The organism is Bartonella capreoli (assembly GCF_902813205.1).
GTDB classification, from domain to species: Bacteria; Pseudomonadota; Alphaproteobacteria; order Rhizobiales; family Rhizobiaceae; genus Bartonella; species Bartonella schoenbuchensis.
The window spans coordinates 15,205-40,586 of record NZ_CADDZX010000002.1 but is presented as its reverse complement, the minus strand read 5'-3'; the positions used below and the strand labels follow the sequence as shown (position 1 = coordinate 40,586).

22 protein-coding genes are annotated in these 25,382 nt (G+C 36.3%); 15 read left to right on the top strand and 7 right to left on the bottom strand.

Annotated features, from left to right (window positions below; translation table 11 throughout):
• Positions 1 to 98 precede the first annotated feature (98 nt).
• The 11 genes from tsf (at position 99) to lpxB (ending at position 12,385) form a co-directional block, all read left to right on the top strand.
• The gene (gene tsf, locus J7R05_RS02180) at positions 99 to 1,022 is read left to right on the top strand and encodes a translation elongation factor Ts (protein WP_208541021.1); all 924 of its coding nucleotides are present in this window, start codon (positions 99 to 101) and stop codon (positions 1,020 to 1,022) included.
• A gap of 145 nt (positions 1,023 to 1,167) precedes the next feature.
• Positions 1,168 to 1,887 carry a UMP kinase gene (gene pyrH / locus J7R05_RS02175; RefSeq protein WP_010703641.1) on the top strand — a complete coding sequence of 240 codons (720 nt, stop codon included), beginning with the start codon at positions 1,168 to 1,170 and terminating at the stop codon, positions 1,885 to 1,887.
• Between the two features lie 36 nt (positions 1,888 to 1,923).
• Positions 1,924 to 2,484: a ribosome recycling factor gene (frr, locus tag J7R05_RS02170; RefSeq protein ID WP_208541020.1), complete on the top strand. Its 561-nt coding sequence runs from the start codon at positions 1,924 to 1,926 to the stop codon at positions 2,482 to 2,484.
• A gap of 811 nt (positions 2,485 to 3,295) precedes the next feature.
• Positions 3,296 to 4,111, top strand: a complete 816-nt coding sequence (locus J7R05_RS02165; protein ID WP_208541019.1) for a phosphatidate cytidylyltransferase — start codon at positions 3,296 to 3,298, stop codon at positions 4,109 to 4,111.
• A 16-nt stretch (positions 4,112 to 4,127) separates the two neighbouring features.
• Positions 4,128 to 5,279, top strand: a complete 1,152-nt coding sequence (gene rseP / locus J7R05_RS02160; RefSeq protein WP_208541018.1) for an RIP metalloprotease RseP — start codon at positions 4,128 to 4,130, stop codon at positions 5,277 to 5,279.
• A gap of 226 nt (positions 5,280 to 5,505) precedes the next feature.
• Positions 5,506 to 7,902: an outer membrane protein assembly factor BamA gene (bamA, locus tag J7R05_RS02155; RefSeq protein ID WP_208541017.1), complete on the top strand. Its 2,397-nt coding sequence runs from the start codon at positions 5,506 to 5,508 to the stop codon at positions 7,900 to 7,902.
• A 68-nt stretch (positions 7,903 to 7,970) separates the two neighbouring features.
• On the top strand, positions 7,971 to 9,017 hold the full coding sequence (lpxD, locus tag J7R05_RS02150; RefSeq protein WP_208541016.1) for a UDP-3-O-(3-hydroxymyristoyl)glucosamine N-acyltransferase: 1,047 nt from the start codon (positions 7,971 to 7,973) through the stop codon (positions 9,015 to 9,017).
• A gap of 1 nt (position 9,018) precedes the next feature.
• The gene (gene fabZ / locus J7R05_RS02145) at positions 9,019 to 9,498 is read left to right on the top strand and encodes a 3-hydroxyacyl-ACP dehydratase FabZ (RefSeq protein WP_078689658.1); all 480 of its coding nucleotides are present in this window, start codon (positions 9,019 to 9,021) and stop codon (positions 9,496 to 9,498) included.
• A gap of 10 nt (positions 9,499 to 9,508) precedes the next feature.
• Entirely contained in the window at positions 9,509 to 10,333 is an 825-nt protein-coding gene (gene lpxA / locus J7R05_RS02140; protein WP_208541015.1) for an acyl-ACP--UDP-N-acetylglucosamine O-acyltransferase, read from the top strand.
• A gap of 2 nt (positions 10,334 to 10,335) precedes the next feature.
• A complete protein-coding gene (locus J7R05_RS02135) occupies positions 10,336 to 11,208 on the top strand; it encodes an LpxI family protein (protein ID WP_208541014.1) in 873 nt (290 codons plus the stop codon).
• Positions 11,201 to 12,385, top strand: a complete 1,185-nt coding sequence (gene lpxB, locus J7R05_RS02130; RefSeq protein WP_208541200.1) for a lipid-A-disaccharide synthase — start codon at positions 11,201 to 11,203, stop codon at positions 12,383 to 12,385. Before J7R05_RS02135 ends, lpxB begins: the two co-directional genes overlap by 8 nt.
• An 18-nt stretch (positions 12,386 to 12,403) precedes the next feature.
• Here the strand turns inward: lpxB and J7R05_RS02125 are convergent, their stop codons facing one another.
• The 6 genes from J7R05_RS02125 to gltX all read right to left on the bottom strand — a co-directional run bounded on the left by J7R05_RS02125 (position 12,404) and on the right by gltX (position 18,907).
• Complete coding sequence (locus J7R05_RS02125; RefSeq protein ID WP_246468200.1) at positions 12,404 to 13,183, bottom strand: amino acid ABC transporter ATP-binding protein; 780 nt, start codon at positions 13,181 to 13,183, stop codon at positions 12,404 to 12,406.
• An 81-nt stretch (positions 13,184 to 13,264) separates the two neighbouring features.
• Positions 13,265 to 13,972 carry an ABC transporter permease gene (locus tag J7R05_RS02120; protein WP_208541013.1) on the bottom strand — a complete coding sequence of 236 codons (708 nt, stop codon included), beginning with the start codon at positions 13,970 to 13,972 and terminating at the stop codon, positions 13,265 to 13,267.
• Between the two features lie 4 nt (positions 13,973 to 13,976).
• On the bottom strand, positions 13,977 to 14,690 hold the full coding sequence (locus J7R05_RS02115; protein ID WP_208541012.1) for an ABC transporter permease: 714 nt from the start codon (positions 14,688 to 14,690) through the stop codon (positions 13,977 to 13,979).
• Positions 14,691 to 14,760: 70 nt separating this feature from the next.
• Positions 14,761 to 15,513: a transporter substrate-binding domain-containing protein gene (locus J7R05_RS02110; RefSeq protein WP_208541011.1), complete on the bottom strand. Its 753-nt coding sequence runs from the start codon at positions 15,511 to 15,513 to the stop codon at positions 14,761 to 14,763.
• A gap of 414 nt (positions 15,514 to 15,927) precedes the next feature.
• Positions 15,928 to 17,217 (bottom strand): citrate synthase, encoded by a 1,290-nt coding sequence (gene gltA / locus J7R05_RS02105; RefSeq protein WP_208541010.1) that lies wholly within the window; start codon positions 17,215 to 17,217, stop codon positions 15,928 to 15,930.
• Positions 17,218 to 17,479: 262 nt separating this feature from the next.
• Positions 17,480 to 18,907: a glutamate--tRNA ligase gene (gene gltX, locus J7R05_RS02100; RefSeq protein WP_208541009.1), complete on the bottom strand. Its 1,428-nt coding sequence runs from the start codon at positions 18,905 to 18,907 to the stop codon at positions 17,480 to 17,482.
• Positions 18,908 to 19,018: 111 nt separating this feature from the next.
• On the opposite strand from gltX, the gene J7R05_RS02095 reads away from it, so the two are divergent.
• Positions 19,019 to 21,316, top strand: a complete 2,298-nt coding sequence (locus tag J7R05_RS02095) for a ComEC/Rec2 family competence protein (RefSeq protein ID WP_208541008.1) — start codon at positions 19,019 to 19,021, stop codon at positions 21,314 to 21,316.
• A gap of 90 nt (positions 21,317 to 21,406) precedes the next feature.
• Here the strand turns inward: J7R05_RS02095 and bfr are convergent, their stop codons facing one another.
• Positions 21,407 to 21,889, bottom strand: coding sequence for a bacterioferritin (gene bfr / locus J7R05_RS02090; RefSeq protein ID WP_208541007.1), 483 nt, complete (start codon positions 21,887 to 21,889; stop codon positions 21,407 to 21,409).
• Between the two features lie 531 nt (positions 21,890 to 22,420).
• On the opposite strand from bfr, the gene rpiA reads away from it, so the two are divergent.
• The 3 genes from rpiA to gor all read left to right on the top strand — a co-directional run bounded on the left by rpiA (position 22,421) and on the right by gor (position 25,350).
• Positions 22,421 to 23,125, top strand: coding sequence for a ribose-5-phosphate isomerase RpiA (rpiA, locus tag J7R05_RS02085; RefSeq protein WP_208541006.1), 705 nt, complete (start codon positions 22,421 to 22,423; stop codon positions 23,123 to 23,125).
• 90 nt (positions 23,126 to 23,215) lie between these two features.
• The gene (locus J7R05_RS02080; RefSeq protein WP_208541005.1) at positions 23,216 to 23,770 is read left to right on the top strand and encodes a DUF2059 domain-containing protein; all 555 of its coding nucleotides are present in this window, start codon (positions 23,216 to 23,218) and stop codon (positions 23,768 to 23,770) included.
• A 191-nt stretch (positions 23,771 to 23,961) separates the two neighbouring features.
• A complete protein-coding gene (gene gor / locus J7R05_RS02075) occupies positions 23,962 to 25,350 on the top strand; it encodes a glutathione-disulfide reductase (protein ID WP_208541004.1) in 1,389 nt (462 codons plus the stop codon).
• Positions 25,351 to 25,382: the final 32 nt, after the last annotated feature.

The window sequence follows — 25,382 nt, the reverse complement described above, 5'->3', positions numbered from 1 at the left end:
CGCCTGTTGAGGCATTTATTTTCTAAAGGAAAGGTTATGAGCGTGCAGAGGGGTTTCGTCTATGCGCGCTTTTGCCGTTATAGGATGAAGAGGCTAATATGAGCATTACTGCTTTACAAGTAAAAGAACTTCGCGAATTATCAGGGGCTGGTATGATGGATTGCAAAACAGCTCTGGCGGAAACTAATGGTGATATGGAAGCTGCGGTTGATTGGCTTCGTAAAAAGGGGATAGCCAAAGCAGATAAAAAAGCTGGACGTACAGCGGCTGAAGGGTTGATCGGTGCAGTATCAAAGGGTTTAAGTGCTGTTTTGGTTGAAGTAAATTCTGAAACAGATTTTGTTGCGCGCAATGATGCTTTTCAAGAAATTGTGCGTAATGTAGCAGTTGCTGCTTTGGATACACAAGGTGGTGTTGAATCTGTGTCTGCATCTATTTATCCAGGCTCTGAAAAAACTATAGATGCAACAATTAAAGATGCAATTGGCACAATTGGTGAGAATATGACATTGCGTCGTTCGGCTAAACTGTCTGTTAAAGATGGTGTTGTTGCTACTTATATTCATAATAGTGTGGCTGATGGTCTTGGCAAACTTGGAGTTATCGTTGCTATTGAAACTTCAGGAGATAAAGATGCTGCTGTTGCTTTTGGTCGTCAGGTTGCAATGCATATTGCTGCAACAAATCCATTAGCGTTAACTGCAAAGGATGTTGATGCTAGTGCTGTTGAGCGTGAAAAGGCGATTTTTTCAGATCAAGCACGTCAATCTGGAAAGCCTGAAAATATTATCGAAAAAATGGTAGAAGGGCGTATGCGTAAATTTTACGAAGAGGTTGTTTTACTTTCTCAAGCCTTTGTTATGAATCCTGATGTTACTGTTGAGGCTGCTTTGAAGGATGCTGAAAAATCAATTGGGGCACCAGCAACGATCACTGGTTTTATTCGTTTTGCATTAGGTGATGGTGTGGAAAAAGAAGAAACTGATTTTGCTGCGGAAGTTGCGGCTGCAGCAAAGAGCTAATTGTTTTTGTAAATGTTGGGCAGAGGCCTAAAATTTATACCATTAATATGAAAAAATATACCTAATTTAAAGGGCATCACGTGACAAGGTGATGCCCTTAGTGTATCGAAAATAGAAAATAAGTGTGCTCTTTAGGAGATCATAGATGACGTTAGCTCTTCGATATAAACGTATTCTATTAAAAGTGTCTGGTGAAGCACTTATGGGGGGGCAAAGTTTTGGAATTGATGTTTCAGTTGCAGATCGTATTGCTTCCGATATTGCTGAAGTGCGGGCAATGGGTGTGGAAGTCGCTATTGTTATAGGTGGTGGCAATATTTTTCGTGGGGTTGCTGTTGCTTCACGGGGTGGGGATCGTGTAACTGGCGATCATATGGGAATGCTTGCCACAGCTATTAATTCTTTAGCGTTACGAACATCATTAACGAAATTGGGGGTTGAGGCGGTTGTACTGTCTGCGATTGCGATGCCACAAATTTGTGAAAGTTTTTCACAGCGTAAAGCGATAAGTTATATGAATCAGGGGAAAGTTGTTATTTTTGCTGGTGGTACAGGTAATCCATTTTTTACAACTGATTCTGCTGCTACTTTGCGTGCAGCAGAAATTGGAGCAGATGTCTTATTGAAAGGAACGCAAGTAGACGGCATTTATTCTGCTGATCCAAAGATAGATCCTACGGCTAAGCGTTTTGATCAATTAACACATGTTGAGATTTTAAAATGGGGATTATCTGTTATGGATACGACAGCGGTAACTTTAGCGCGTGAAAATAATGTACCGATTATTGTTTTTTCTATTCATGAAAAAGGTGGTTTGATTAAGGTATTGAATGGAACGGGTCGATTTACAATAGTGTCGGAATAAAATAATTTTCAGGGCGTAATTAAAGGAGATAGAAATATGAATGTTACATCGATGATGGATGATCTGAAGCGTCGCATGGATGGCGCAGTTTCAGCTTTTAAACACGAATTAAGTGGTTTGCGAACTGGGCGAGCTTCGGCCAGTTTATTAGAGCCATTAACAGTTGAGGCTTATGGTTCTACTGTGCCTATACAACAGGTTGCCAATATTTCTGTTCCAGAGCCGCGTATGCTTTCAGTTTCTGTATGGGATAAAACGATGGTAGGGGCTGTGGAGCGCGCTATTCGCGATTCTGGCCTTGGTTTCAATCCCATTACAGATGGTATGAATTTGCGTATTCCTATACCTGAATTAAATGAAGAGCGCCGTAAGGAACTCGTAAAAATTGCACATCAATATGCAGAACAAGCTCGTGTTGCCACTCGTCATGTTCGTCGTGATGGTATGGATAATTTGAAAAAATTAGAAAAGGAAGGTGAAATTAGCCAAGATGAATCCCGTAATTTATCTGAAAAAGTTCAAAAACTTACAGATGAAACCATCACAGATATCGATAAGATTTTGAGTGTGAAAGAAGCGGATATTATGCAAGTTTAATTTATTTTTGTTTAAAAATAATGTCATATCTGCATTATATCGTCATTGTTGTGAATGGAAAAGAATTGATAGGCACGTATAACAATTAACTTTGATAACAAAACATCAAAAATAACGTTCTTTATTTATTGTATTGTATGCTCTGCAAGAAGGATAGGTCTGAAATGGTGGATAGTTTTTGGTTTTTATCTGAAAATTAAATAAGGCCATCTGGTTACTAACTGAATTCTCAATGAGATTGTTAAAAAATTTTATTAAGTGTGATCTTATTGGTTTATATAATAGGGAATGTTCGTATTTATATTATGGGTAATCGATTAAGTTTTTCATAAGGTATTTTAGCAGTGCTTGTGAATACAGAGTATATAGCGCAATATTAAATGTCTAAATTTTATCATTACTTTTAAACGGGGAGTACAATAAAATAAGTTAAACGCTCTGTTATTTCGCTCAGATTAGTTTCTGATGTTTTTGATCTCTTGAGTAAATTACAGATGGTTTGGCAGAAAAATGATCTAGATACGAAACAGATATTGGGCTTTGATTTAATTATTTGCAAAAGTTTTTCTAATTTTTCGTTTCAGGCAGTATGTTCTGAATTGTATTTTTGTTTGATTTTGATGAACAAACTTTTGAGGCGACTGTAGCTTGAGATTATTGGTTTGATAGGCACTACTTAATATGCTGAAATAATTTGTGATCAGTGTCGGTAAAACTTTAAAAAATATGAATATATACATATCACATGGGTAGAAAATTTTCTCATGTTGATTTTTGTTTTATACCCTTTTTGAATTATTTGGAGATCGTTTTGTCTAATCTTGTTGCTCGTATTCTGACAGCTTTTGTTTTTGGCACTATTGCTTTGTGCTTGACATGGTTTGGAGGGGTTTTATTTTTTTTATTTGTGTGGGGAATTGGGGGCTTTATCCTTTATGAATGGGTTAATATTACTAAAGAAAAATGGAGCACTTTACAAAAAATATTAGCCAGGATTTTTTATCTGGTTTTTGGTTTGTTTTTAATTTTGAGTGCACCTGCTTTATTGATCTTTGGTGTTTTAATAGTTTTAGCAGCACTGTTAAGTATTGGATCTCTTGGGAATATTGGTTGGGTTTTTTGTGGTTTTTTGTATGCATCTGTTCCTGTGGTGGCTCTATCCTTTTTACGAGGTCATGAAGTATTAGGATTTTGGGTAGTTATTTTTTTATTTGTGGTCGTATGGGGAACAGATATTGTTGCATATTTTGGAGGTCGTGCATTTCGTGGTCCCAAATTAGCGTCGCGATTTTCGCCTAATAAAACATGGTCAGGAGCTGTTAGTGGTACACTTGCCGGAATTTTGGGTGGCATATTAGTTGCTTTTTGGGCTTTTGATAAAAGCCTAGTAAATTTTTTTATGCCGTTACTTGCTTTAGTTTTGTCAATTGTTTCACAAATAAGTGATTTAGGGCAATCATGGCTGAAAAGGCGATTTTCTGTTAAAGACTCTAGTTCTTTGTTGCCTGGACATGGCGGATTTATGGATCGTATGGATGGTTTAGTTGGTGCTGCTTTTCTTCTATATATCATTGGTTCATTTATGTCTGGTATGAACACACCTTTTAATTTCTTTTATATGATTTAAATTGGGGGAGGGTATTTTGGAATTTTTTCATCATATATTTAGTGTAGGTGATTTGTTTTTAAGGGGGCTAGGTATTGTTTTCGTTATTATGGTTATCATTTTTGTACATGAAATGGGACATTATCTTATTGGGCGATGGTGCGGTATTAGGGTATCAGTTTTTTCGCTTGGGTTTGGGCCACAAATATTCAGTTATACAGACAAACACGGCACACAGTGGCGTTTAGCACTTATTCTCTTGGGAGGATATGTGAAATTTGTAGGGGATAAAGATGGGACAAGTATGCTGTCATCACAATCGTTTCCCCAAGTGTGTGGTTCATTTGCGAGTGCTCATGCTTGGAAAAGAGCAGCAACTGTTTTTGCGGGTCCCTTATTTAATATCCTTTTTAGTATTGTTGTTTTAACATTTTTTTTCTTTTCTTATGGACGTGTCACCATTGAACCTGTTGTTGGCTCATTGGTGGAAAATGCTCCTGCTATTCAAGCAGGTTTGGTATTAGGTGATCGTTTTGTTGAAATGGATGGTCAGCGGGTTGAAAGTTTTGAAGATTTAATAACTTATGTGACTTTTCATAATGAAGATCCCATAGAATTTAAACTAGAACGTATGGGGCAGGTGTTTAAGACAGTTATTACACCAACAATGACTGAGAGGGATGATGGATTTGGCAATCGGGTTTGGGTGGGCATGATCGGTGTGGGAGCACCTGTTGATCCAGTTGATCCTATGCGTTTGGATCAAGCTTATAAGAAACATATTCACTATAATCTTTTAGGAGCAGTAAGAGAGGCGTCAAAACGCGCGGCGTTTATCATTACTCAAACAGTTTTTTTTGTTAGTCGTTTAATGGAGGGGCAAGGAGATCGTTGCCAGTTAAGTGGCCCTTCTAAAACTGTTAAGATTGCTTGGCAGATTAGTGAGTCAGGATTTATCTCTCTTTTAAATTTTACAGCTTTTCTTTCAATTGGCATTGGTCTGATTAACCTTTTTCCAATTCCTCCGCTTGATGGTGGGCATTTATTATTTTATGTCATTGAGGCTATTGCTGGAAGACGAGTACCAATTAAAATTCAGGAAATCATTTTCTACATAGGTTTCTTTGTTGTGTTTATATTTATGATTTTTGCGCTATTTAATGATTATTTTTGTTGGTTTGGTTATTAAATTATGGAAAATGCTTTATAAATTAGATAATGATGAAAAAAATGGAGATTAAAAGCTGTTTACCATATCCATAGATTTACTATATCTGCAAAATATTATGGCGTTATATGCTATAGTCAGTAAAAAAATAAGTGAATAGAACATGAGAGTCTCGTTGAATAAAAAGTTATTTATACATATTTGTTGAGACATCATGTTTAAAGAAAAAATTAAGGTAAAGAAACTAATGACTATGAATTCGAAACTTCTTAACGCAGCATCTATGTTGGTGTTAGCTATGGTTGTAGTTGCTCCAACGGTAGCCGTTACGTCAATTTCGATGGTTGAAAAAGCACAGGCGTCTGTCGTTCATTCTATTGAGGTTCACGGTAATAAATTTGTGGATGCTCAGATAATTCGGGATAACATACAAATTGTAATTGGAAGAAGTTTAGCGAGTGACGATATTGATGCTGCAGTGAAACGTCTTTTTGCATTAGGTTTATTTTATGACATTAAAATAAATCAAGTGGGTAATAAGCTGATTGTTGCAGTGAAAGAATATGAAGTAGTTAATCAGGTATTGTTTCAAGGTAATAAAACACTCAAAGATCCTGATCTTAAACGTTTTATTTCTTTGAAACCAAATGAAACTTTTAGTTCTGCTAAGCTTTCAGCTGATATAAGGATAATTCGTGAGGCTTATAGCACTGTTGGTCGAAAGAATGTTGCAGTCACAGCTCAGACTATTGATTTAGGAAAAGGGCGTGTGAATGTAGTTTTCAACGTTGTTGAAGGTCAGAAGACGAAAATTGCCGATATTACATTTGAAGGAAATAATACATTTCCAACGCGCCGCTTGCGCGATGTTATTTCAACAAGACCTTCAGGAATATTCTCATTATTGATGAGAGGTGATGTTTATAATGAGGAGCGTTTAGCCGCAGATGAAGAGGCATTGCGTCGTTTTTATTATAATCGTGGTTATGCAGATTTTCGGATTGTTTCATCTAAAGTAGTTTTTGATGAAAAGAGTAATAGTTATAAAATCAACTTCATTCTTGATGAAGGGGAACGCTATAAAATTGGCGATGTTCAGGTTGAAAGTGATATTGAGGGGATTAATACCCAATTTATAAAAGAGGCACTTAAAACCCGTCCAGGTATTATTTATAACGCGGCGTATATTGAGAAATCTGTTGCAATTATTAATAATAAGGTTGCTGATTCTGGGTATGCGTTTGCTAAGGTTGATCCACGAGGAAATCGTGATTTTGCAAATCGTACAATTTCGCTTGTCTATAATATTGAACAAGGCCCTCGGGTTTATGTTCAGCGGATTGAAATACGTGGTAATGAAAAAACTCGAGATTATGTTATTCGTCGTGAAATTGATTTAAATGAGGGGGATGCTTATAATCAAACGTTAGTACAACGGGCAAAACGTCGGCTAGAGAATTTAGGTTTTTTCAAAGCGGTTAATATTTCGATGGTTCCAACTGATGAATCTGATCAGGTTGTATTAGTTGTAGATGTCGTAGAGGTTCCAACAGGAGATCTTTCTTTCTCGGGTGGTTATACAACAGGGGGTAATACTCCAGGTATGTCTCTTGAGGTTTCTGTTACCGAGCGCAACCTTGGTGGGCGTGGTCAATATGTTCGGTTGAGTTTGGGGGCTGGACAAGAGAAGTCTCGTAATTATAATCTGTCATTTGTTGAGCCTTATTTCTTGGGTTATCGTTTGTCTGCTGGTGTTGATATTTTCCGTAGTACTTATCGTGCTGATAATGCATATGATGTACGACAAACAGGAGGGTCACTCCGGTTTGGTGTGTCAATTTTTGAGCAATTGTCTGCTAATTTAGGTTATTCTTATGTGCAAGAAGAATATGATTTTGGTAAAGGCTATGATTTAACTAATGATGATGTCATAAGAGAATTATATGGAAAATATTCTGGTGCGATTGTTCAAGCTGCAAAGCATAGCCCTTGGAAGCGTTCGTCCATTGTTTATGGTCTAACCTATAATTCTATTGATGATATGAATAATCCGCATGATGGTTTATACATTCGCGCTATGCAGGAATATGCAGGGCTAGGTGGAAACGCTCAATTCTTAAAAACAACTGGTAAAGCAATGATGTATAAGACACTTTCTGATGAGATGGATCTTGTCAGTCTGCTTTCTGTTGGTAGTGGTTATATTCATCCAATAGGTAAAGATGGTGTCCGTATCTTTGATATGTTTAAAAGCGATACTGATATGATCAGGGGGTTCAAATATAACGGAATTGGTCCTCGTCAGGTTTCTAATAGTGGTGAAGCATATTTCTTAGGTGGTAAAACGTATATGAATGCAACTGCTGAATTACAGTTTCCTATACCTGTTGTACCTGAGAGTTTAGGCTTCCGTGGTGCTATATTTGCAGATGCTGCAACGCTCTATGGCCATAACTATAAACCTGTTCTTGAAAATGAAATGCCGGTTACAGATACAGGGAGTGCATGGCGTACATCTGCGGGTGTTAGTTTGATGTGGGAATCCCCGTTTGGTCCTCTTCGTTTTAATTATGCTTGGCCAATAACTCAGAAGAAAGGTGATCAAGTGCAGAAATTTGAGTTTGGTATTTCTACTAAGTTCTAATTTGAATTTTCTCTGGGAGGAGGGGAAATTTCATTAAGAAATAAATAGGCTAGGAAAGAGTGTTTGTAATGGCGGGTGCATTTTTTTTTACGCCCTCTCGGCGGTTGACAGTCGCTGATGTTGCAGAGCTGACAGGTGCAAAACTTCTTAATCCAGAGTTTTCTAATACAGTTATAAATACTCTTTCTTCTATTGAAAGTGCTGAGGAAGGTTCTCTTGTTTTTATAGAGAATCAAAAATTTTCTGATGCTTTATTAGGAAGTTCTGCAGCTGCTGTTTTTTGTACAAATGATATCGCTCTTAAAATTCCTAAATCTATTGCAATTTTGGTAACATCAACACCGCAACGTGATTTTGCTCAGATTGGACGCATTTTATTTCCTGATTCTGTTAAGCCAATACCTTGGCTTGGTAAAAAAGAAATTTCACCACATGCATATATTCATCCAAGCGCTAAACTTGAACACGATGTGTGTGTTGAAGCTGGGGCTGTTATTGGTAAAAATGTTGAAATTGGTTCGGGTACACTTGTTTCATCAACTGCTGTTATTGGAGAAAATTGCCGTATTGGACGTGAATGTTATATTGCTCCTAAAGTTACAATTCAGTACTCTTTAATAGGTGATAGGGTTTATCTTTATCCTGGTGTTTGTGTTGGGCAGGATGGTTTTGGCTATGTTAATGGTGTTGCTGGAATTGAAAAAATTCCACATCTTGGTCGTGTGATCATTCAAGATGATGTAGAAATTGGTGCAAATACAACAATTGATCGCGGAACACTTGAAGATACAATTATTGGTGAGGGAAGCAAAATCGATAATCTAGTACAAATTGCTCATAATGTAAAAATTGGTCGTTATTGCCTTATTGCTGCTCAATGTGGGATTGCTGGAAGTACATCTATAGGCGATATGTCTCGGCTTGGTGGAAGTGTTGGAATTGCAGATCATATCATGATAGGTGAATGTGTTCAAATTGCTGCTGGCAGTGGCGTCATGAATGATATTCCAGATGGTGAAAAATGGGGTGGCATTCCAGCACGACCATTTAAACAGTGGTTTCGTGAAGTGGCGGCACTGCGTAGTATTGGTAAAGTCAAAAGGGAGAAACGTTGATATGATCAATACAGGAGAGATCCAAAGTCTAGAAACTGTGGATATTGATAAATTACTGTCAATATTACCGCATCGTTATCCGTTTTTATTGATTGATCGTATCATTGAAATTGATGGCGATCAAAAAGCTATTGGTATTAAAAATGTGACAATTAATGAACCTTATTTTATGGGGCATTTTCCTGAAAAACCAGTTATGCCTGGTGTTTTAATTTTAGAAGCTATGGCGCAAACAGCAGGAGCTATTTCACTTTTAAAATTAGATGAAAAAAAAACAGGTTTAGTCTACCTTATGACTGTTGATAATGCAAAATTTCGTAAACCAGTTGTACCTGGTGATCAACTAAAGCTTCATGTTCAACTGTTAAAAAAGCGATCCGGTGTTAGACGTTTTTCATGTGTTGCAGAAGTAGAGGGTATTCGCGTTTCTGAAGCAGAAGTTTCTGCGATGATTGTCGAATCAGAGCAAACAATGAAATAGGGGTTTAAAAATGTCTGGTACAAAAATTCATCCGACTGCCTTTGTAGAGGAGGGAGCACAGCTTGGTGAGCATGTGTCAATAGGACCATTTTGTCATATTGGTCCCAAAGCTGTTATTGGCGATGGATGCAATTTGATGAGTCACGTTGTAATAATGGGAAAGACAACGTTGGGTGCTAATAGTAAAGTGTTTCCACATGCAATTTTAGGTGGAGATCCACAAAATAATAAACATAAAGGTGGTGATACAACGCTTTCTATTGGTAGAAATTGCACAATTCGTGAAGGTGTAACAATGCATAGGGGGTCTGATTCAAGTATAGGTACGACGGTTGTTGGTAATGATTGTCAATTTTTTGCTTATGCACACGTTGCACATGATTGCCATGTGGGAAATTGTGTAACATTTGCAAATAATGCGATGATCGGTGGTCATGTTACAGTTGGCGATTATGTTATTATCGGTGGTGGTTCTGGTGTTCATCAGTTTGTTCGTATTGGGCATCATGCATTTGTTGGCGGTGTATCTGCATTGGTTGGTGACCTAATTCCCTATGGAATGGCTGTTGGCGTGCAGGCAAAATTTTCGGGATTAAATATTGTCGGTATGAAACGTGCTGGTTTTAAACGTAAAGAAATTCATACATTACGTCATGCAGTTAATATGCTTTTTGATCATTATAAACCACTTAAAGAACGCGTGAATGATGTTTTTTCTTCTTATTCTACATTTCAATCTGTAGTTGATATAGTTAATTTTATTCAAGAAGGAGGAAAACGCTTTTATTGTACACCTCGATTTGAAAGTGATACAATGAGCTCAAATAAGGGTTGAAAATGTCTTTTTCCGGTGCCAGCAGTTTTCTTTCCGGTAGAGTTGCCATCATAGCGGGGAATGGTATTTTACCCGTTGCTGTTGCTCGGGCACTTGAAGAAAGAGGACAAAAGCCTTTTCTTGTACTTTTGTGTGATGAAGCAGACACTGCATTATATAACTATGAACATTGCGAACTATCGATTGGAGAGTTAGCGCGGTTATTTAAGATCTTAAAAAAAGCTATGATTTGCAATGTTATCTTGGCAGGTGGTGTAAAAAAGCGGCCGACTCTTTTACAATTACGACCTGATTGGACAACTTTATTGGCTTTGCCTAAGTTGTTTAAGGCATTAGGGAGTGGGGATGATTCATTATTGAAAGCCTGTATACGAGTTATTGAAGCGCATGGCTTTCAAGTTATTGGTGCTCATGAAGTGCTACCAGATCTATTAGCTCCGATAGAATTTAATTTAACATCGCGGCGCGCTACTCAAAAGGAAAATGTGGATATTCAATTAGCGGCTAAGGCAACAAGATTTTTAGGTCAATTAGATGTTGGGCAAGCAGCCGTAGCTATTAATGGCCGAGTTGTTGCATTAGAGGGTGCAGAAGGAACCGATAGTATGTTGCGGCGGGTCCATGAAATGCGGGAAAGAAAGCAAATTCCGTTGAAAGGTGGTGTTCTTGTCAAATCAGCAAAACCACAACAAGATCATCGGGTTGATTTGCCATCAATTGGGCCTACAACGGTAATTAATGTTGCAAAAAGTGGATTAGCTGGCATTGCAGTAGAGGCAAATAGAAGTTTGATATTGTCTTTAAGAGAAACAATAGAGGAAGCTAACAAGCATTCGTTGTTTATAGAAACATTTGAAAAGTTTGATGATGAATGATCGTTCTTTTAAAATTGCTATTATTGCAGGCGAAGAATCTGGTGATTTACTCGGAGCAGATTTGATTGCTTCTTTATCTTATAAGACAGGGCGTGATATTCATTTAATTGGTGTTGGGGGCAGGCATTTAAAAGCACTAGGTTTAAAAAGCGTTTTTAATTCTGATGATCTTGCTTTAATAGGTTTGGGGGCGGTATTAAAAAAATTGCCATTATTATTGGCACATATTCATAATTTATCCAAATTTATTGCACGAGAAAAACCTGATTGTTTAATTATTATTGATAGCCCTGATTTTACCCATCGTGTTGCAAAAAAGGTGCGCATTTTAGCGCCTTCTATTCCTATTATTAAATATGTTGCACCAACTGTTTGGGCATGGCGACCGGAACGTGCAAAAGCTATACGCAAATTTGTTGATCATATTTTAGCCGTTTTTCCTTTTGAAAAAAATATTATGAGGGATTTAGAAGGGCCACCTACTACCTATGTTGGGCATCGCCTTTTAACTTACCCACCGCTCTTGACTGTTCAATCAGAAAAAAAACCTTTGCCTTTTGAACAGGCATCACTACCTACAATGATTGTTTTGCCGGGGTCACGCAGTTCGGAAATTCGTCATTTAATGCCTATTTTTGGAAGAACAGTGGAAATTATTAAACAACGTATCCCTAATTTAAGGATTGTTGTATTGACTTTACCACGTTTGATGGATGAAGTTCGTTTTTTAGCGCAAACTTGGAAAAGCAAAGTTGAGATTGTTGCTGGTGAAGATGCGAAATGGCGTGCTTTTACAGACGCTAATGTTGCACTTGCAGCACTTGGGACGGTGTCCCTTGAATTAGCTTTAGCAAGAATTCCAATGGTACTTTGTTATAAACTTGATTATTTGTCTAAATTATTCATTTTTCCAAAGATAACGTTATGGAGCGCTGCTCTTCCAAATATTATTGCTGATAAACCTGTTGTTCCAGAATATTTTAATGAATTTTTACGACCTGGTATGTTAGCAAGACAGATAGAGCAACTTTTGTATAATCGTTTATTACGACAAGCGCAGTTAGATGCTTTTGATATGATAGAAGAGAAGATGAAAACCGATTTGCCATCAGGAGTTCTCGCAGCTCAAGTGATCACAAACTTTCTCAAGAAAAAATCGAGGCATTTAGAAGTGTAGATAAAATAATGCTAATAATTAATGTTTAATTTTAGCAAGAAATTCACGAGCACGTTGGCTTTTAGGATTAGTAAAAAATATATTAGATGCTGTATCTTCAATAATTTTCCCGTTTTCTAAAAAAAGTATTCTTTCTGAAACTTCACGGGCAAAATTCATTTCATGAGTAACACAGAGCATCGTTATCCCTGTATTTGCTAGTTGAGCCATAACCTCTAAAACTTCTCCGACACTTTCTGGATCAAGCGCTGATGTTGGCTCATCGAAAAGCATCACTTTAGGTTCCATACAAAGTGCACGGGCAATAGCAACGCGTTGCTGTTGCCCGCCAGATAGTTGTAAAGGATATTTGTCACAATGTTTTTCAATACCAACATGCGTAAGGTAACGAATTGCCCGTTCCTTTGCCTGTTTTTTGGAGAGCCCTTGAACTGTCATAGGTGCTAAAATACAATTTTGTATAACAGTCATATGAGGAAACAAGTTAAAGTTCTGAAAGACCATTCCTATTGTACGTAGGATAACTTTTTGTTGTTGTATGGGAGCAGTATGAATATCAATATCATGAATGCGAATTGAGCCTTCTTGTGCTTTTTCCAATTGATTAATACAACGGATTAGGGTTGATTTTCCTGATCCAGAAGGGCCACAAATAACAATACGTTCACCAGTTTCTACATGCAGATTGATGTCATGTAATACCTGAAAGGTTCCATACCATTTATTTAAATGTTGAATAGAAATAATTGGATCTTTAGCGGTATTTACAGGTTGATTCTTTTTATTTTCCAGATTCATTTTATTGGGTTCTCTTATTGATGAATTACTCAATTCATTTAGCATCTTAGGTTAGGTGAAAAATTTTGTGCCATGTTTCATTTAACGTAAATGTCGGGTTAGACGGCGCTCGATAAGAACGATAAAACCATGAATAAGCTCAACGATAAAAAGATAAATAATAGCAACCCAAACATAAACTTGGAAATCAAATGTGCGTGCATAAATTAGTTTAGCAATACCCATTAGATCATAAATAGTTACTAATGAAGCTATAGCGCTGGATTTAATTATTAAAATAAACTCATTTCCTAAGGGACGTAATGCTAGAATCATTGCTTGAGGAATGAGAATTCTAAAAAATGTTGTAGAATTACTCAGCCCTAAAGCTTTTGATGCTTCATGTTGTCCAGTTGCTACAGATTGAAAACTTCCTATAAAGATTTTAGCCTGATATGCAGCTGAATTGAGCGCAAAAATGAAAAGACAACAATACCATGCGCTTTGAAAAAACCACCATAAACCGATTTTTTGCCAAAAGTCGCTCATTGATCCAAGGCCATAATAAAAGAGGAATAATTGCGCCAATAAAGGAGAACCACGGAAAAAGTAGGTATAAGCACGTGATAAATACTGTAAGAGCTTATTGCTTGATAGATGTGCAAGCGTAATAAGTATCCCAAGAAAAAAGCCAATAAAGCAAGAAATAAAAGTTAGCTCAAGAGTAATAATAAGGCCATCAATGAATCTTGGGCCGTAATGGTTTAGAAACTCAGTGTTGAAAAGAAAATGGAGCCACTCAGGAAACATCAGATTAGACCTTTTGATAGGCTGTTTGAGTGTATGTTTCTAAATAACGTAGGATTGTAGAAGAAACTGCTGAAAATAATAAATAGAGTAAACACGCTACAAAATAAAAAAACATGGGTTTATTGGTTGCAGCAACTGCTAAATTAGTTTGTCGCATTAGATCGACCAGTGAGATAGTTGAAACAAGAGATGTATCTTTAAGCAAAGTGAGCCAAGTATTGGAAAGCCCTGGTAAGGCATTGCGAATAAGCTGAGGAAAAACAATCCGAAAAAATGTAGTAAAACACGAAAAACCTAAAGCTTTAGCTGCTTCATATTGACCTTTATCAAAAATTTTGAATGCTCCAAGCCAAACTTCACAAGAAAAAGCTGCAAAAACCATACTAAGTGCAAGAACACCAGCGGTAAAAGCGTTAATGCTAAATGTTGTTTCGATATAAAAATAGTCAAATATAGCTTGGATCAGATTTTGTAAACCGTGGTAAACCAGAAATAAGGTTAAAAGTTCTGGTAATCCACGGAATATTGATGAAAATAGAGTAGCTATAACTTTAAATATCTTGATATTGGATTGAATCATCATTGCGTTTAGGAGACCTAAAGGAAGTCCTAAAAGTACACTACATAAAGCTAATGACAGTGTTATTCCTGCACTAGAAAGTATAACCACACCCCAGCCCCCATTGCTAAGTGATAGCAATGCCAAATTTTCGATCATTTCTGTGCTCCTAATAAAGGTATGGATAGTTATTTTCTGAAAGAATAAATAGTGGATTCAATGTCCATTTTTAATAAATATCAACCTCGAAATATTTTTTTCTAATTTTATCATATGTTCCATCCATACGGATTTCCTTTATAGCTTCATTAAACTTGTTTTTAAGGTCATCATTGTTCTGACGTATGCCAATAGCAATGGGCAGTTGTGTTCCTTCAATGCTTCCCAAAAGTCGGCAACATTCTTTCCCTTCATTTTCAAGCCAGTTTAATATTTGTAGTTTATCAAGAATAACAATATCAAGGCGATGACTTAAAAGGTCACGATTTACTTCTATTGCTGTAGGATAGAGTTTAATATTCACTCCTTTAGAGGCATAATTATCTTCTGCATACATAGATTGTGTTGTATTTGATTGTACACCAAGATTTTTGCCTTTAAATGCTTCTGCTGAAATTTCTTTAATCTGTGAATTTTTAGGAATAATTACAGCTAATGCTGTTCTATAGTAAGCATCTGTGAAGTCAATTTTTTGTAATCGCTCTTGTGTAGGAGCTAGGGATGCAATGATAGCATCATATTTTTTTGCAAGAAGACCGGGGATGATTCCATCAAAATCTTGAAGAACGATTGAGCATTCAACATTCATTTTTTCGCAAAGTGCATAAGATATATCAATATCAAACCCCTGAAGTTTATTGTTTGAATCAATATAACTAAAAGGGGGATAAGAACCTTCAGTTGCAATTTTTAGTGTTTTAGCATTCACCAATTGGGTAAATAGCGTTACACTAATCATAAGAATTATTGCTAATAATTTCATTATGTTCTCCTGTTGAGAATGCATAGCTAGATATTAAATCATTACATTTTTATAATCTGTAAACTCTATTGAGAGCAATGCAAAAATTTGTTGGTATTTGCTTTGTTACGAGTATAAAATATTTATCATGAGAGTTTTTATTTTCTCTGTTAAATATCAGTGTGTTAAAATACATATTATAATAAATCTACTGTGGTATAAATTGTTGATCTACAGTAGTTAAAATCTGTTATTTTATGACGTAGAGCCAATATGATTTCAACAATGCTATTATACTTTTGCAAAAAGATTTTTAATTAAAGTTTGCTAGCTATTTCGGTCTTAATGCTGTTTGAGCAATTATAAAATCTTTAATATTCAAAAATAAAGCCTCAGTGAATTGAGACTTTATTGGTTAGTTTTTTATTTTTAAGTTTATCTCTCATTTAGATAAACATATTTACGTGCAGCACGACCTGTATAAAGTTGACGCGGACGTCCAATTTTTTGTGCTGGATCTTCGATCATTTCTTTCCATTGTGCAACCCAGCCGACACTACGTGCCAATGCAAAAAGAACAGTAAACATTTCGGTAGGAAAGCCTAGAGCTTTTAATGTAATTCCAGAATAGAAATCAACATTAGGATAGAGCTTTTTTTCAATAAAGTATTCATCACTCAGAGCAATTTTTTCAAGTTCCATAGCAATGTCAAGAAGTGGATCATCTTTAATATTGAGTTCTTTTAAAACTTCATGGCAGGTTTTTTGCATAAGTTTTGCACGTGGATCATAATTTTTATAAACTCTGTGGCCAAAGCCCATAAGACGGAAAGGATCATTTTTATCTTTTGCACGTGCGATAAATTCAGGAATTTTTTCAATAGAGCCTATTTCTTGCAGCATTTTTAAGCATGCTTCATTAGCACCACCATGGGCTGGCCCCCAAAGGCACGCAACACCTGCTGCAATACACGCAAACGGATTTGCTCCTGATGAACCTGCCAGACGTACGGTTGATGTGGATGCGTTTTGTTCATGATCTGCATGCAGAGTAAAGATTCGGTCCATAGCTCGTGCAAGAACTGGATTAACTTTGTACTCTTCACAAGGAACAGAAAAGCACATGTGAAGGAAATTTGCAGCATAACCAAGATCGTTACGTGGATAAACAAAAGGCTGTCCAATGCTGTATTTATAAGCCATAGCAGCAAGAGTCGGGACTTTTGCAATAAGACGAATAGAAGCGATCATTCGTTGTTTTGCATCTGTAATGTCAATGGAGTCATGATAAAATGCAGACATGGCTCCAAGACAAGCAACCATAACTGCCATAGGATGAGAATCACGACGGAATCCATGGAAAAAACGTGAAAATTGTTCGTGCACCATTGTATGGTGCATAATCCGGCGATCAAAATCAGCTTTTTCTTGTTGAGTTGGCAATTCACCGTAAAGCAAAAGATAACATACTTCGAGGAAGTCTCCGTTTTCAGCTAATTGGTCGATAGAGTAACCATGGTAAAGTAATACTCCTTTATCTCCATCAATATAAGTAATTTTTGATTCACAAGAAGCGGTTGAGGTAAACCCAGGATCATAAGTAAAACTATCAGTTTCTTTATAAAGAGAAGTAATTTCAATTACATCAGGCCCAATGGTTCCTTTATGCACTGGCAATTCTATTTTTTTATCATTTACGATAATATATGCTTTATTCTCAGACATTAATATTCCTTTCAGATCCCTTCATCTATGAAATTGAGATGCCGCTTTGTCGGATAAGGAGGTATATAGTTAAAGATTTTCCTACGTATATTAAGAATAGATTTACTCTAAAAGTTAGTTTATGCAATCTAAAAATATTTTTTATTTTCAGGCTTAATAAATATGTATTTTATTTTTTAAAATTAAAAAATAATTTCATTTTGCATTAAGGCATTTGTACTTTCGATTTTTATTGTATTCACTATATTGGTATTCATCTGAATTAACATTCAGATGGAACAATTTGGTCATTAATGCGATTGAGAGATTCATCTCGCCCCAATAGAACAAGAACATCAAAAACCCCAGGGGATGATGCACATCCTGTAAGAGCTGCTCGCAGTGGTTGGGCAACATCTCCAAATTTAAGCTGTTGTGTTTGTACATAGTTTCGAAGAGTTTCGTCCAACGTTTCTGAATTCCAATGGGAGCAAGTTTTTAAGGCAAAATAGACTCCTTTTAAAATGGTTCGACCATTTCCATTTAAAAGTGTTTTGGCTTTTTCATCGAGAGGTAATGGTCGTTGTGCAAAGATAAAAGAGGCACTATTGATAAGCTCAAGCAGTGTTTTCGAACGTTTTTTCAAATTTGGTATTGCAGTTAGAAATTGGACACGTTTGTGTTCATCAAGTTTTTTCATAATTTCTAGACCGCCTTCAATTTCTGGCAAAATACTAAGAGCTGCATCGAAAAGGCTTTGATCGTTGCTCATACGAATGTAATGCCCATTAATGGCATCTAGTTTTTTGAAATCAAAACGAGCAGCACCTTTGTTAATATCATTAATATCAAACCAAGAAATCATATCTTCTGTAGAGATAAGTTCATCATTGCCATGGCTCCAGCCTAAACGAACAAGATAATTGCGTAAAGCATCAGGAAGATATCCCATTGCTCGATAGGCATCGACACCTAATGCACCATGTCTCTTTGATAATTTTGCACCATTTTCACCGTGAATAAGCGGGATATGCGCCATAGTAGGGATATTCCATCCCATTGCATTGTAGATAATTGTTTGACGGGCTGCATTGGTGAGATGATCGTCCCCACGAATAATATGTGTTATTTCCATATCATGATCATCAACAACAACGGCATGCATGTAGGTTGGGGTGCCATCAGAACGTAAAATGATAAAGTCATCTAAATCTTTGTTAGGAAAACGAATATCCCCCTGAACGCGATCGTGTAAAATTGTTTCACCATCTTGTGGTGCTTTAATGCGAATAACAGGCTTAATCCCTTTGGGAGCTTCAGATGCATCACGGTTGCGCCAACGCCCATCATAACGTGGTGGTCGGCCTTCTGCACGAGCAATTTCACGCATTTCAGCTAATTCTTCAGGTGAAGCATAACAATAATAAGCTTTACCATCTTTGACTAATTGTTCAGCAATTTGACGATGGCGTTCTGCTCGTTCAAATTGTGAGATAGGAACTCCATCATAACTGAGTCCCATCCAGTGCAAACCGTCTATAATAGCTTTAACTGCTGCTTCTGTTGAGCGTTCTCGATCTGTATCTTCAATACGTAGAAGCATTTTGCCACCGTTATGTTTTGCATAAAGCCAGTTAAACAGAGCAGTGCGAGCGCTACCAATATGAAGAAAACCTGTGGGTGAGGGGGCAAAACGGGTGATAACAGGCACGGATATATCCTTTGATTAAGATGTTATTTCTGGGACTTTACTAAAAGATTATGTTAGCATAGCCAATAGGGTGTGCAATAGCCGCATTGCGAGTAAAGTGGGGATTTGCGGATGTTAGGTCCAAATAAAGTTAATGATAGTCTATCAAGGAGAAGCTTCTCGAAAGAGAAAAGTTTGGATCTAATACAACAGGATGATCTTTCTATTCGTAATAGCGTAGATAATATCATTTGTACTAGGCAAAGCATTTATTTACTCACATTTTTAAAAGAAAATATAATTATCTTCTGGAAGTGGTTGACAGACTGCATACAAAAGGAAATTTCTTTTGGACTGCCTTTCTTACTAATTTTAATATTTTTTTCCACAGGTGTTATTTTTTATTTCAATTTGGATAGAGAACCAAGTTGGAAGCCATTTATTATATTGATTAGTACATTTCTTGGAGTGTTGTATATTTTACGCCGTTATCGAGGAATGTGGCTCATAACTGGTTTTTTATTTTGTATTATATTGGGTGCTTTAGCAGCAAAGATAGAAACCTGGCGTATGTCTACAACAATGTTGGACAGCGATGTTTCCACTACATTAACAGGGAGAATTGTTTCTATAGAACCAATAGAAAAAGGAGGATTCCGCTTAAATGTAGATGTCTTAAACACAGAAAAACCAATATTACGTCATGCACCTGATCGTGTTCGTTTAATAGCAAAACATTTGCCAGATGGATTAGCTTCCGGTGATGGATTATATGGGAAAGTAAGGCTTCGTGCTTTATCTGGACCTGTACGTCCAGGAAGTTATGATTTTAGTTTCCATAATTATTTTAAAAGAATTGGTGCTCATGGAATTTATCTTGGAAAACCAATTAAGATATCAGTTACACCCCCCGATACAATATTAGATAGAGTTTTACAAAAAATTGAAAATTTACGAATAGTAATGACTCAAAAAATCAATACAGCAATTGGCGGAGAGGAAGGACAAATTGCTGCTGCTTTGATAACTGGGCAAAGGGGTGGTATTTCAAAGGACACTAATAAAGCATTGCGTGTAGCTGGGTTAGCTCATATTTTGTCAATATCAGGTTTGCATATGGCTCTACTTAGCGGTATGGTTCTTATCGTTATTCGTAGTTTTTTAGCGCTTTTTCCTAATTTTTCATCTTATTATTCAGCTAAGAAATTTGCTGCTGTCGTTGCATTAATAATAACAGCTTTTTATTTGGTGTTATCTGGCATGAATATAGCGGCGCAAAGAAGCTTTGTGATGGTTTCTGTTCTGTTGATTGCTGTATTATGTAATCGTTCTGCTGTGACAATGCGCAATTTCGCTATTGCTGGTTTGGTAACTGTGGCTACTATTCCGCATGCGATATTAAGTCCCAGTTTTCAAATGTCATTTTCTGCAACCGCAGCTTTGATTGCCGTTTTTGGTTGGTGGAGTGAAAGGCGATCTTCTTATACAGAAAGAACGACACCTTCTTATGTTGGAGGTGGAGTATTTCGCCTTGTTTTTTCATCACTTATTTCAATCTGCGTATCTTCACTTGTGGCAGGTTCTGCTAGTGGAATTTACGCTGCTTACCATTTTGCAAATGTAGCACCACTTGGCATGATCAGTAATATTTTAGCATTACCTATTGTCTTCATTTTTGTTATGCCATTTGGGTTAATAGCAGCATTTGCAATGCTTGTAGGGCTTGAATGGTTGCCACTGCAAATTATGGGTTTTGGTATCTCTCTTGTAACAAAAATTGCTTATGCTGTAACAGCTATTTCTCCTGCTTTTCATCCTGGATTTATGCCATTATCTGCATTGGTTTTATTAAGCTTAGGCTTAGTTGGTCTTACCTTTTTCAAAACAGCTATCAGATTCTTTTTTAGTATTTTTATTTTTATAGGTATTTTTATTTGTATGGTGTCTTCACCCGTGCAACTAATCATAGCGAATAATATGAGCTTTGTGGGGATCATAAATGAAAGAAAATTATATATTGATCGTTATTATGCCTCTAAGTTTACACTATCTATATGGGAAAATTCATTCCACGCGCAAAATGCTATAAAACCAACAGAAACTGGTCCATCACTCAACGGACAATTTATTTGTAATGATAATATTTGTACAGCCTTTTTAGAAAACAAGTTAAAAGTTGCTGTTTTACATGGGAAAACAGATCAGTGTATAACCGCAGATATCGTAATTGAAGCATCTACAATAAGAAACCAAATATGCGATAAGATTGCACCTATAACATTTACACTTCAACAATTACTATCACGAGGAAGTGTTATAATGACTAAAAGCGGAAATATTATTTGGTCTTCTAATGGGTTTCATAGACCTTGGAACATGCATAGACAAAATTCTCAAAGACCACGTAGCGATCGTATCAAAAAAATATAACTCTATTTTAGAAACTCTAAAATAAAGTTATATTTCAAGAACATTCTAACGTAACAGCTAGTTTTATGAAAAATACATTGAAGGCAAATTTTATTCTAATTCAGAAAAACTCACACTAAGCTGACTGTATCTTTCTTCTCCAATAGTGTTAAGAAGTTGAATCTGAGTTTCAAGAAAATCAATATGATTCTCTTCATCTTCAAGCAATTCATCGAATAACTTCTTTGAAACATGGTCAGAAAGCTTAGAACAAATCTCGCGCGACTTAAGGTAGGATTCTCGAGCATCATACTCACTTTTAAGATCATATTCTAAAACTTCTCTAAGGTTTTTTCCAATACGCAATGGCGCAGGGAATTCGAGGTTAGGATGCCCTTCAAGAAAAGTTATGCGCTTAACAATTCTATCTACATGTTTCATTTCTTCTGTAGCTTCTTTACGTTCTATTTCAGCTAACTTTGTGTAACCCCAACTTTCTGTCATGCAAGAATGCAACTGATATTGATTAACGGCACTAATCTCAAGAGCAAGGGCTTCATTGAGCTGCTTGACAATTTCTGGATGACCTTTCATGGTATTTAATTTCCCTATGTTGATTTCTTTAATGGGTGGACACAACTAAAATAAGAGGATAGCGCATTATTCTGCCTAATTATGTTTACGAGAATAATTTTCTATTACCTTAATAATAATTACTACAATATTAGAAAAATAACCTCAACATTTCTTACATTATTTCATTAAATTATATAATTTTTTATAAGTTGTAATCAATGACCAACATTCTTTTTTAAAAAGAAAAGGGATGATTTTTCATTATCTAACTGCTTAATTGTTGATAGTTTTGCAGGAATGTATGATTACTATAAATTTTTAATGATGAAAATTGATGCTAAGATTATTTACTAAATGAAGAAAATATAAACAAACTTCAAAGGAGCTGTAGTTAGTCATTGTATTCTATAGAGCGATATGTTTTGTTATAATAAACTGATGTTTTAAACAGAAAATGGCAAATAAGTCTGTGAGAATTGGAAAAACAGAGCGCTTTTTTGTTATTAATTCGTAATGAATAAAGATAATCGGTAACAGGAAAAGTGATTCATGGATGCTCAAAAATTAAAAAAGATAGCGGCTACTAAAGCACTTGAGTTTGTTCAAAATGATATGCGCCTTGGTATAGGCGCTGGTTCTACAGTTAATGAATTTATTCGTCTACTTGGTGAACGTGTTGCAAATGGTCTGCGTGTGATTGGTGTTGCCGCCTCTCATTATTCTGAACAATTATGTCTTAAATACGGAGTGCCTGTCACTACTTTAGAACAAATATCTGAACTTGACCTTGATATTGATGGGGCTGATGAAATTGGTCCTAATATGACCTTAATTAAAGGAGGGGGGGGAGCATTATTGCGTGAAAAAATTGTAGCAGCAGCATCTCGTACAATGCTTGTTATTGCAGATGAGACAAAAATGGTAAAAACGCTTGGTTCTTTTGCTCTGCCGATTGAAGTTAATCAATTCGGTGTGAGCGCTACACGCAAAGCAATTGAAAAAGTAGCTGATGATCTAGGGCTTTCGGGGGAAATTAGGTTGCGGATGAATGGCAATATTCCTTTTAAGACAGATGAAGGCCATTTTATTCTTGATGCATTTTGGGGGCGCATTATGCAGCCCAAAATATTATCAGATGCATTATTTGAAATTCCTGGTGTTGTTGAGCACGGTCTTTTTTTGGGGTTGGCTTCACGTTCAATTATAGCAATGGCAGATGGTACAATAAAAATTTTAGAACCATGTGATTTTTGAATGAGATAAGTTATATTCTGATGTATTGGTTATAATAAAAGGCTGTTTAAAATTTTGAATAGAAATAATATAATTATGGAGTAATAATGAATGAGAACTATATTTTCTCTCCAACGCTTTATGGTATTGCTTGGTATAGTTGCTGTTTTTATTGTGAATATCGGGATGGTTTATGCACAAGATGTGAAAGCCCAACATTTAGATTCAGCAAGAAAGATGATCAAAGCCATTCAAGCGACCGATCAATTTGATAGTTTTTTGCCAAGTGCTGCATATAACCTTAAAAATGAGCTAATAAGTGGCGATCCAAATTTAGCAACAACTATTTCTGAAATTGTTGATAAGCAAGCACTTATTTTGGCTAAACGACGTGCTGATTTGGAAGAAGAAATTGCTCATGTATATGTAAAACATTTTAGTCAGGAAGAACTAGATACAATTGCAGCATTTTATAATTCTGCTGCTGGTAAAAAGTTTTTAACAGAAGTTCCAAATGTCGCGCGTGACTCTTATTCTGTCTTTGATAAGTGGCGTTCTACTGTCATGCAAGATCTTGTACAAAATGTGGAGAAAGAAATGGTTGAGATACTCGGTTTGAATAAACCCATTACTTCAGAGCCTGATTCTTCAACAGGTTCAAAATAGTTTTATTGATAATATAGAGTTATCAGTATTTTTACTTACTAAAAGCGGCGGTTTTACCGTCGTTTTTAATGAAAATAAGTGCTTTTTAAGTATCGTATCTATACAAAATTTTATTAAAAACAAAAAAGACTTTCATTCAGTGATAAAGATTAATAACCTGTACGATATAAGTGTATGGGAAGGAATAATTTATGGCATCTTTTGATTTTGATTTATTTATTATTGGGAGCGGTTCTGGCGGTGTGCGTGCTGCTCGTCTCGCCGGGGGGCTTGGTAGGCGTGTAGCTATAGCAGAAGAATATCGCATAGGGGGTACTTGCGTTATTCGTGGTTGTATCCCCAAAAAATTATTTGTTTATGCGTCAAAGTACGCACAAGAATTTAGTGATAGCGTTGGTTTTGGTTGGCAATGTACTGATCCAATTTTTAATTGGGAGAAATTAGTTGCAGCTAAAAATAAAGAAATATTAAGACTAGAAGAACTTTATCGAAGACAATTAAAAAATAATAATGTTCATATTTATGAAAGCCGTGCTGTTTTTGTTGACGATCATACATTAGAGCTTTCTGCAACAGGTGAACGAGTAACAGCAGAAAAGATTTTAATCGCAACAGGGGCAAAAACTTTATCGAATACTACAATAGGTAGCGATTTATGTCTTACTTCTAATGAGATTTTTGATCTTAAAGAGTTACCAAAATCAATAATGATCGTTGGTGGGGGGTATATTGGTGTTGAATTTGCTAATATTTTTCATGGATTAGGTGTAAAAACAACATTGCTCCATCATGGTGATTTAATTCTTCGTAATTTTGATCATGATTTGCGGCAGTTATTAAGTGATGCAATGATTGAAAAGGGGATTTCTATTGTCTATGGGGCAACAATCTCTCAAGTTAAAACCAACGGTAATGGCTATGACGCTATCTTGTCAGATGGGCAAACTATCAGTGTTGATCAGATTATGTTTGCTACGGGGCGGGTACCAAATACTGTAGGTTTAGGGCTTCAGCAGGCAGGGGTTAAGTTTGATGAAATTGGTGCAGTTATTGTTGATGAAAAAATGACCACAAATGTGCCTCATATTTGGGCTGTTGGCGATGTGACTGGTCGTCGTCAATTAACACCTGTCGCTATCCATGAGGCAATGTGTTTTATTAAAACCGCATTTAAGAACACTCCAACTATACCTGATTATGATTTAATTGCGACAGCTGTTTTTTCACAACCGGAGATTGGGACAGTCGGTCTTTCAGAAGAGGATGCAATACGCTGTTATAAACGTGTTGAAATTTATCGTACGTTATTTCGTCCTATGCGCAATACTCTTTCTGGTAATTCAGAAAAAATGTTTATGAAGCTTGTTGTTGATGGTGAAAGCCGTATCGTCGTTGGTGCACATATTTTAGGCGAAGGCGCTGGTGAGATGGTGCAGCTTATTGGAATTTCTCTCAAAGGAAAACTGACAAAAGATATATTTGATGCAACTATGGCAGTCCATCCAACAGCAGCAGAAGAACTGGTAACGATGTATGAACCAAATTATATATATGAAAATGGAAAGAAGTTAGAAGACTAAACGTTGGATACTATGGTGAACTAACTTAAGGC

Excerpts from the sequence above, each read along its gene's own strand:
- J7R05_RS02115 (WP_208541012.1), bottom strand. The coding sequence starts at position 14,690 with ATGATCGAAAATTTGGCATTGCTATCACTTAGCAATGGGGGCTGGGGT.
- J7R05_RS02120 (WP_208541013.1), bottom strand. The coding sequence starts at position 13,972 with ATGTTTCCTGAGTGGCTCCATTTTCTTTTCAACACTGAGTTTCTAAAC.
- bamA (WP_208541017.1), top strand. The coding sequence starts at position 5,506 with ATGACTATGAATTCGAAACTTCTTAACGCAGCATCTATGTTGGTGTTA.
- gltA (WP_208541010.1), bottom strand. The coding sequence starts at position 17,217 with ATGTCTGAGAATAAAGCATATATTATCGTAAATGATAAAAAAATAGAA.
- J7R05_RS02080 (WP_208541005.1), top strand. The coding sequence starts at position 23,216 with ATGAGAACTATATTTTCTCTCCAACGCTTTATGGTATTGCTTGGTATA.
- J7R05_RS02095 (WP_208541008.1), top strand. The coding sequence starts at position 19,019 with ATGTTAGGTCCAAATAAAGTTAATGATAGTCTATCAAGGAGAAGCTTC.
- tsf (WP_208541021.1), top strand. The coding sequence starts at position 99 with ATGAGCATTACTGCTTTACAAGTAAAAGAACTTCGCGAATTATCAGGG.
- lpxD (WP_208541016.1), top strand. The coding sequence starts at position 7,971 with ATGGCGGGTGCATTTTTTTTTACGCCCTCTCGGCGGTTGACAGTCGCT.
- bfr (WP_208541007.1), bottom strand. The coding sequence starts at position 21,889 with ATGAAAGGTCATCCAGAAATTGTCAAGCAGCTCAATGAAGCCCTTGCT.
- lpxA (WP_208541015.1), top strand. The coding sequence starts at position 9,509 with ATGTCTGGTACAAAAATTCATCCGACTGCCTTTGTAGAGGAGGGAGCA.
- rpiA (WP_208541006.1), top strand. The coding sequence starts at position 22,421 with ATGGATGCTCAAAAATTAAAAAAGATAGCGGCTACTAAAGCACTTGAG.
- J7R05_RS02110 (WP_208541011.1), bottom strand. The coding sequence starts at position 15,513 with ATGAAATTATTAGCAATAATTCTTATGATTAGTGTAACGCTATTTACC.
- frr (WP_208541020.1), top strand. The coding sequence starts at position 1,924 with ATGAATGTTACATCGATGATGGATGATCTGAAGCGTCGCATGGATGGC.
- J7R05_RS02125 (WP_246468200.1), bottom strand. The coding sequence starts at position 13,183 with ATGAATCTGGAAAATAAAAAGAATCAACCTGTAAATACCGCTAAAGAT.
- gor (WP_208541004.1), top strand. The coding sequence starts at position 23,962 with ATGGCATCTTTTGATTTTGATTTATTTATTATTGGGAGCGGTTCTGGC.
- pyrH (WP_010703641.1), top strand. The coding sequence starts at position 1,168 with ATGACGTTAGCTCTTCGATATAAACGTATTCTATTAAAAGTGTCTGGT.
- lpxB (WP_208541200.1), top strand. The coding sequence starts at position 11,201 with ATGAATGATCGTTCTTTTAAAATTGCTATTATTGCAGGCGAAGAATCT.
- fabZ (WP_078689658.1), top strand. The coding sequence starts at position 9,019 with ATGATCAATACAGGAGAGATCCAAAGTCTAGAAACTGTGGATATTGAT.
- J7R05_RS02135 (WP_208541014.1), top strand. The coding sequence starts at position 10,336 with ATGTCTTTTTCCGGTGCCAGCAGTTTTCTTTCCGGTAGAGTTGCCATC.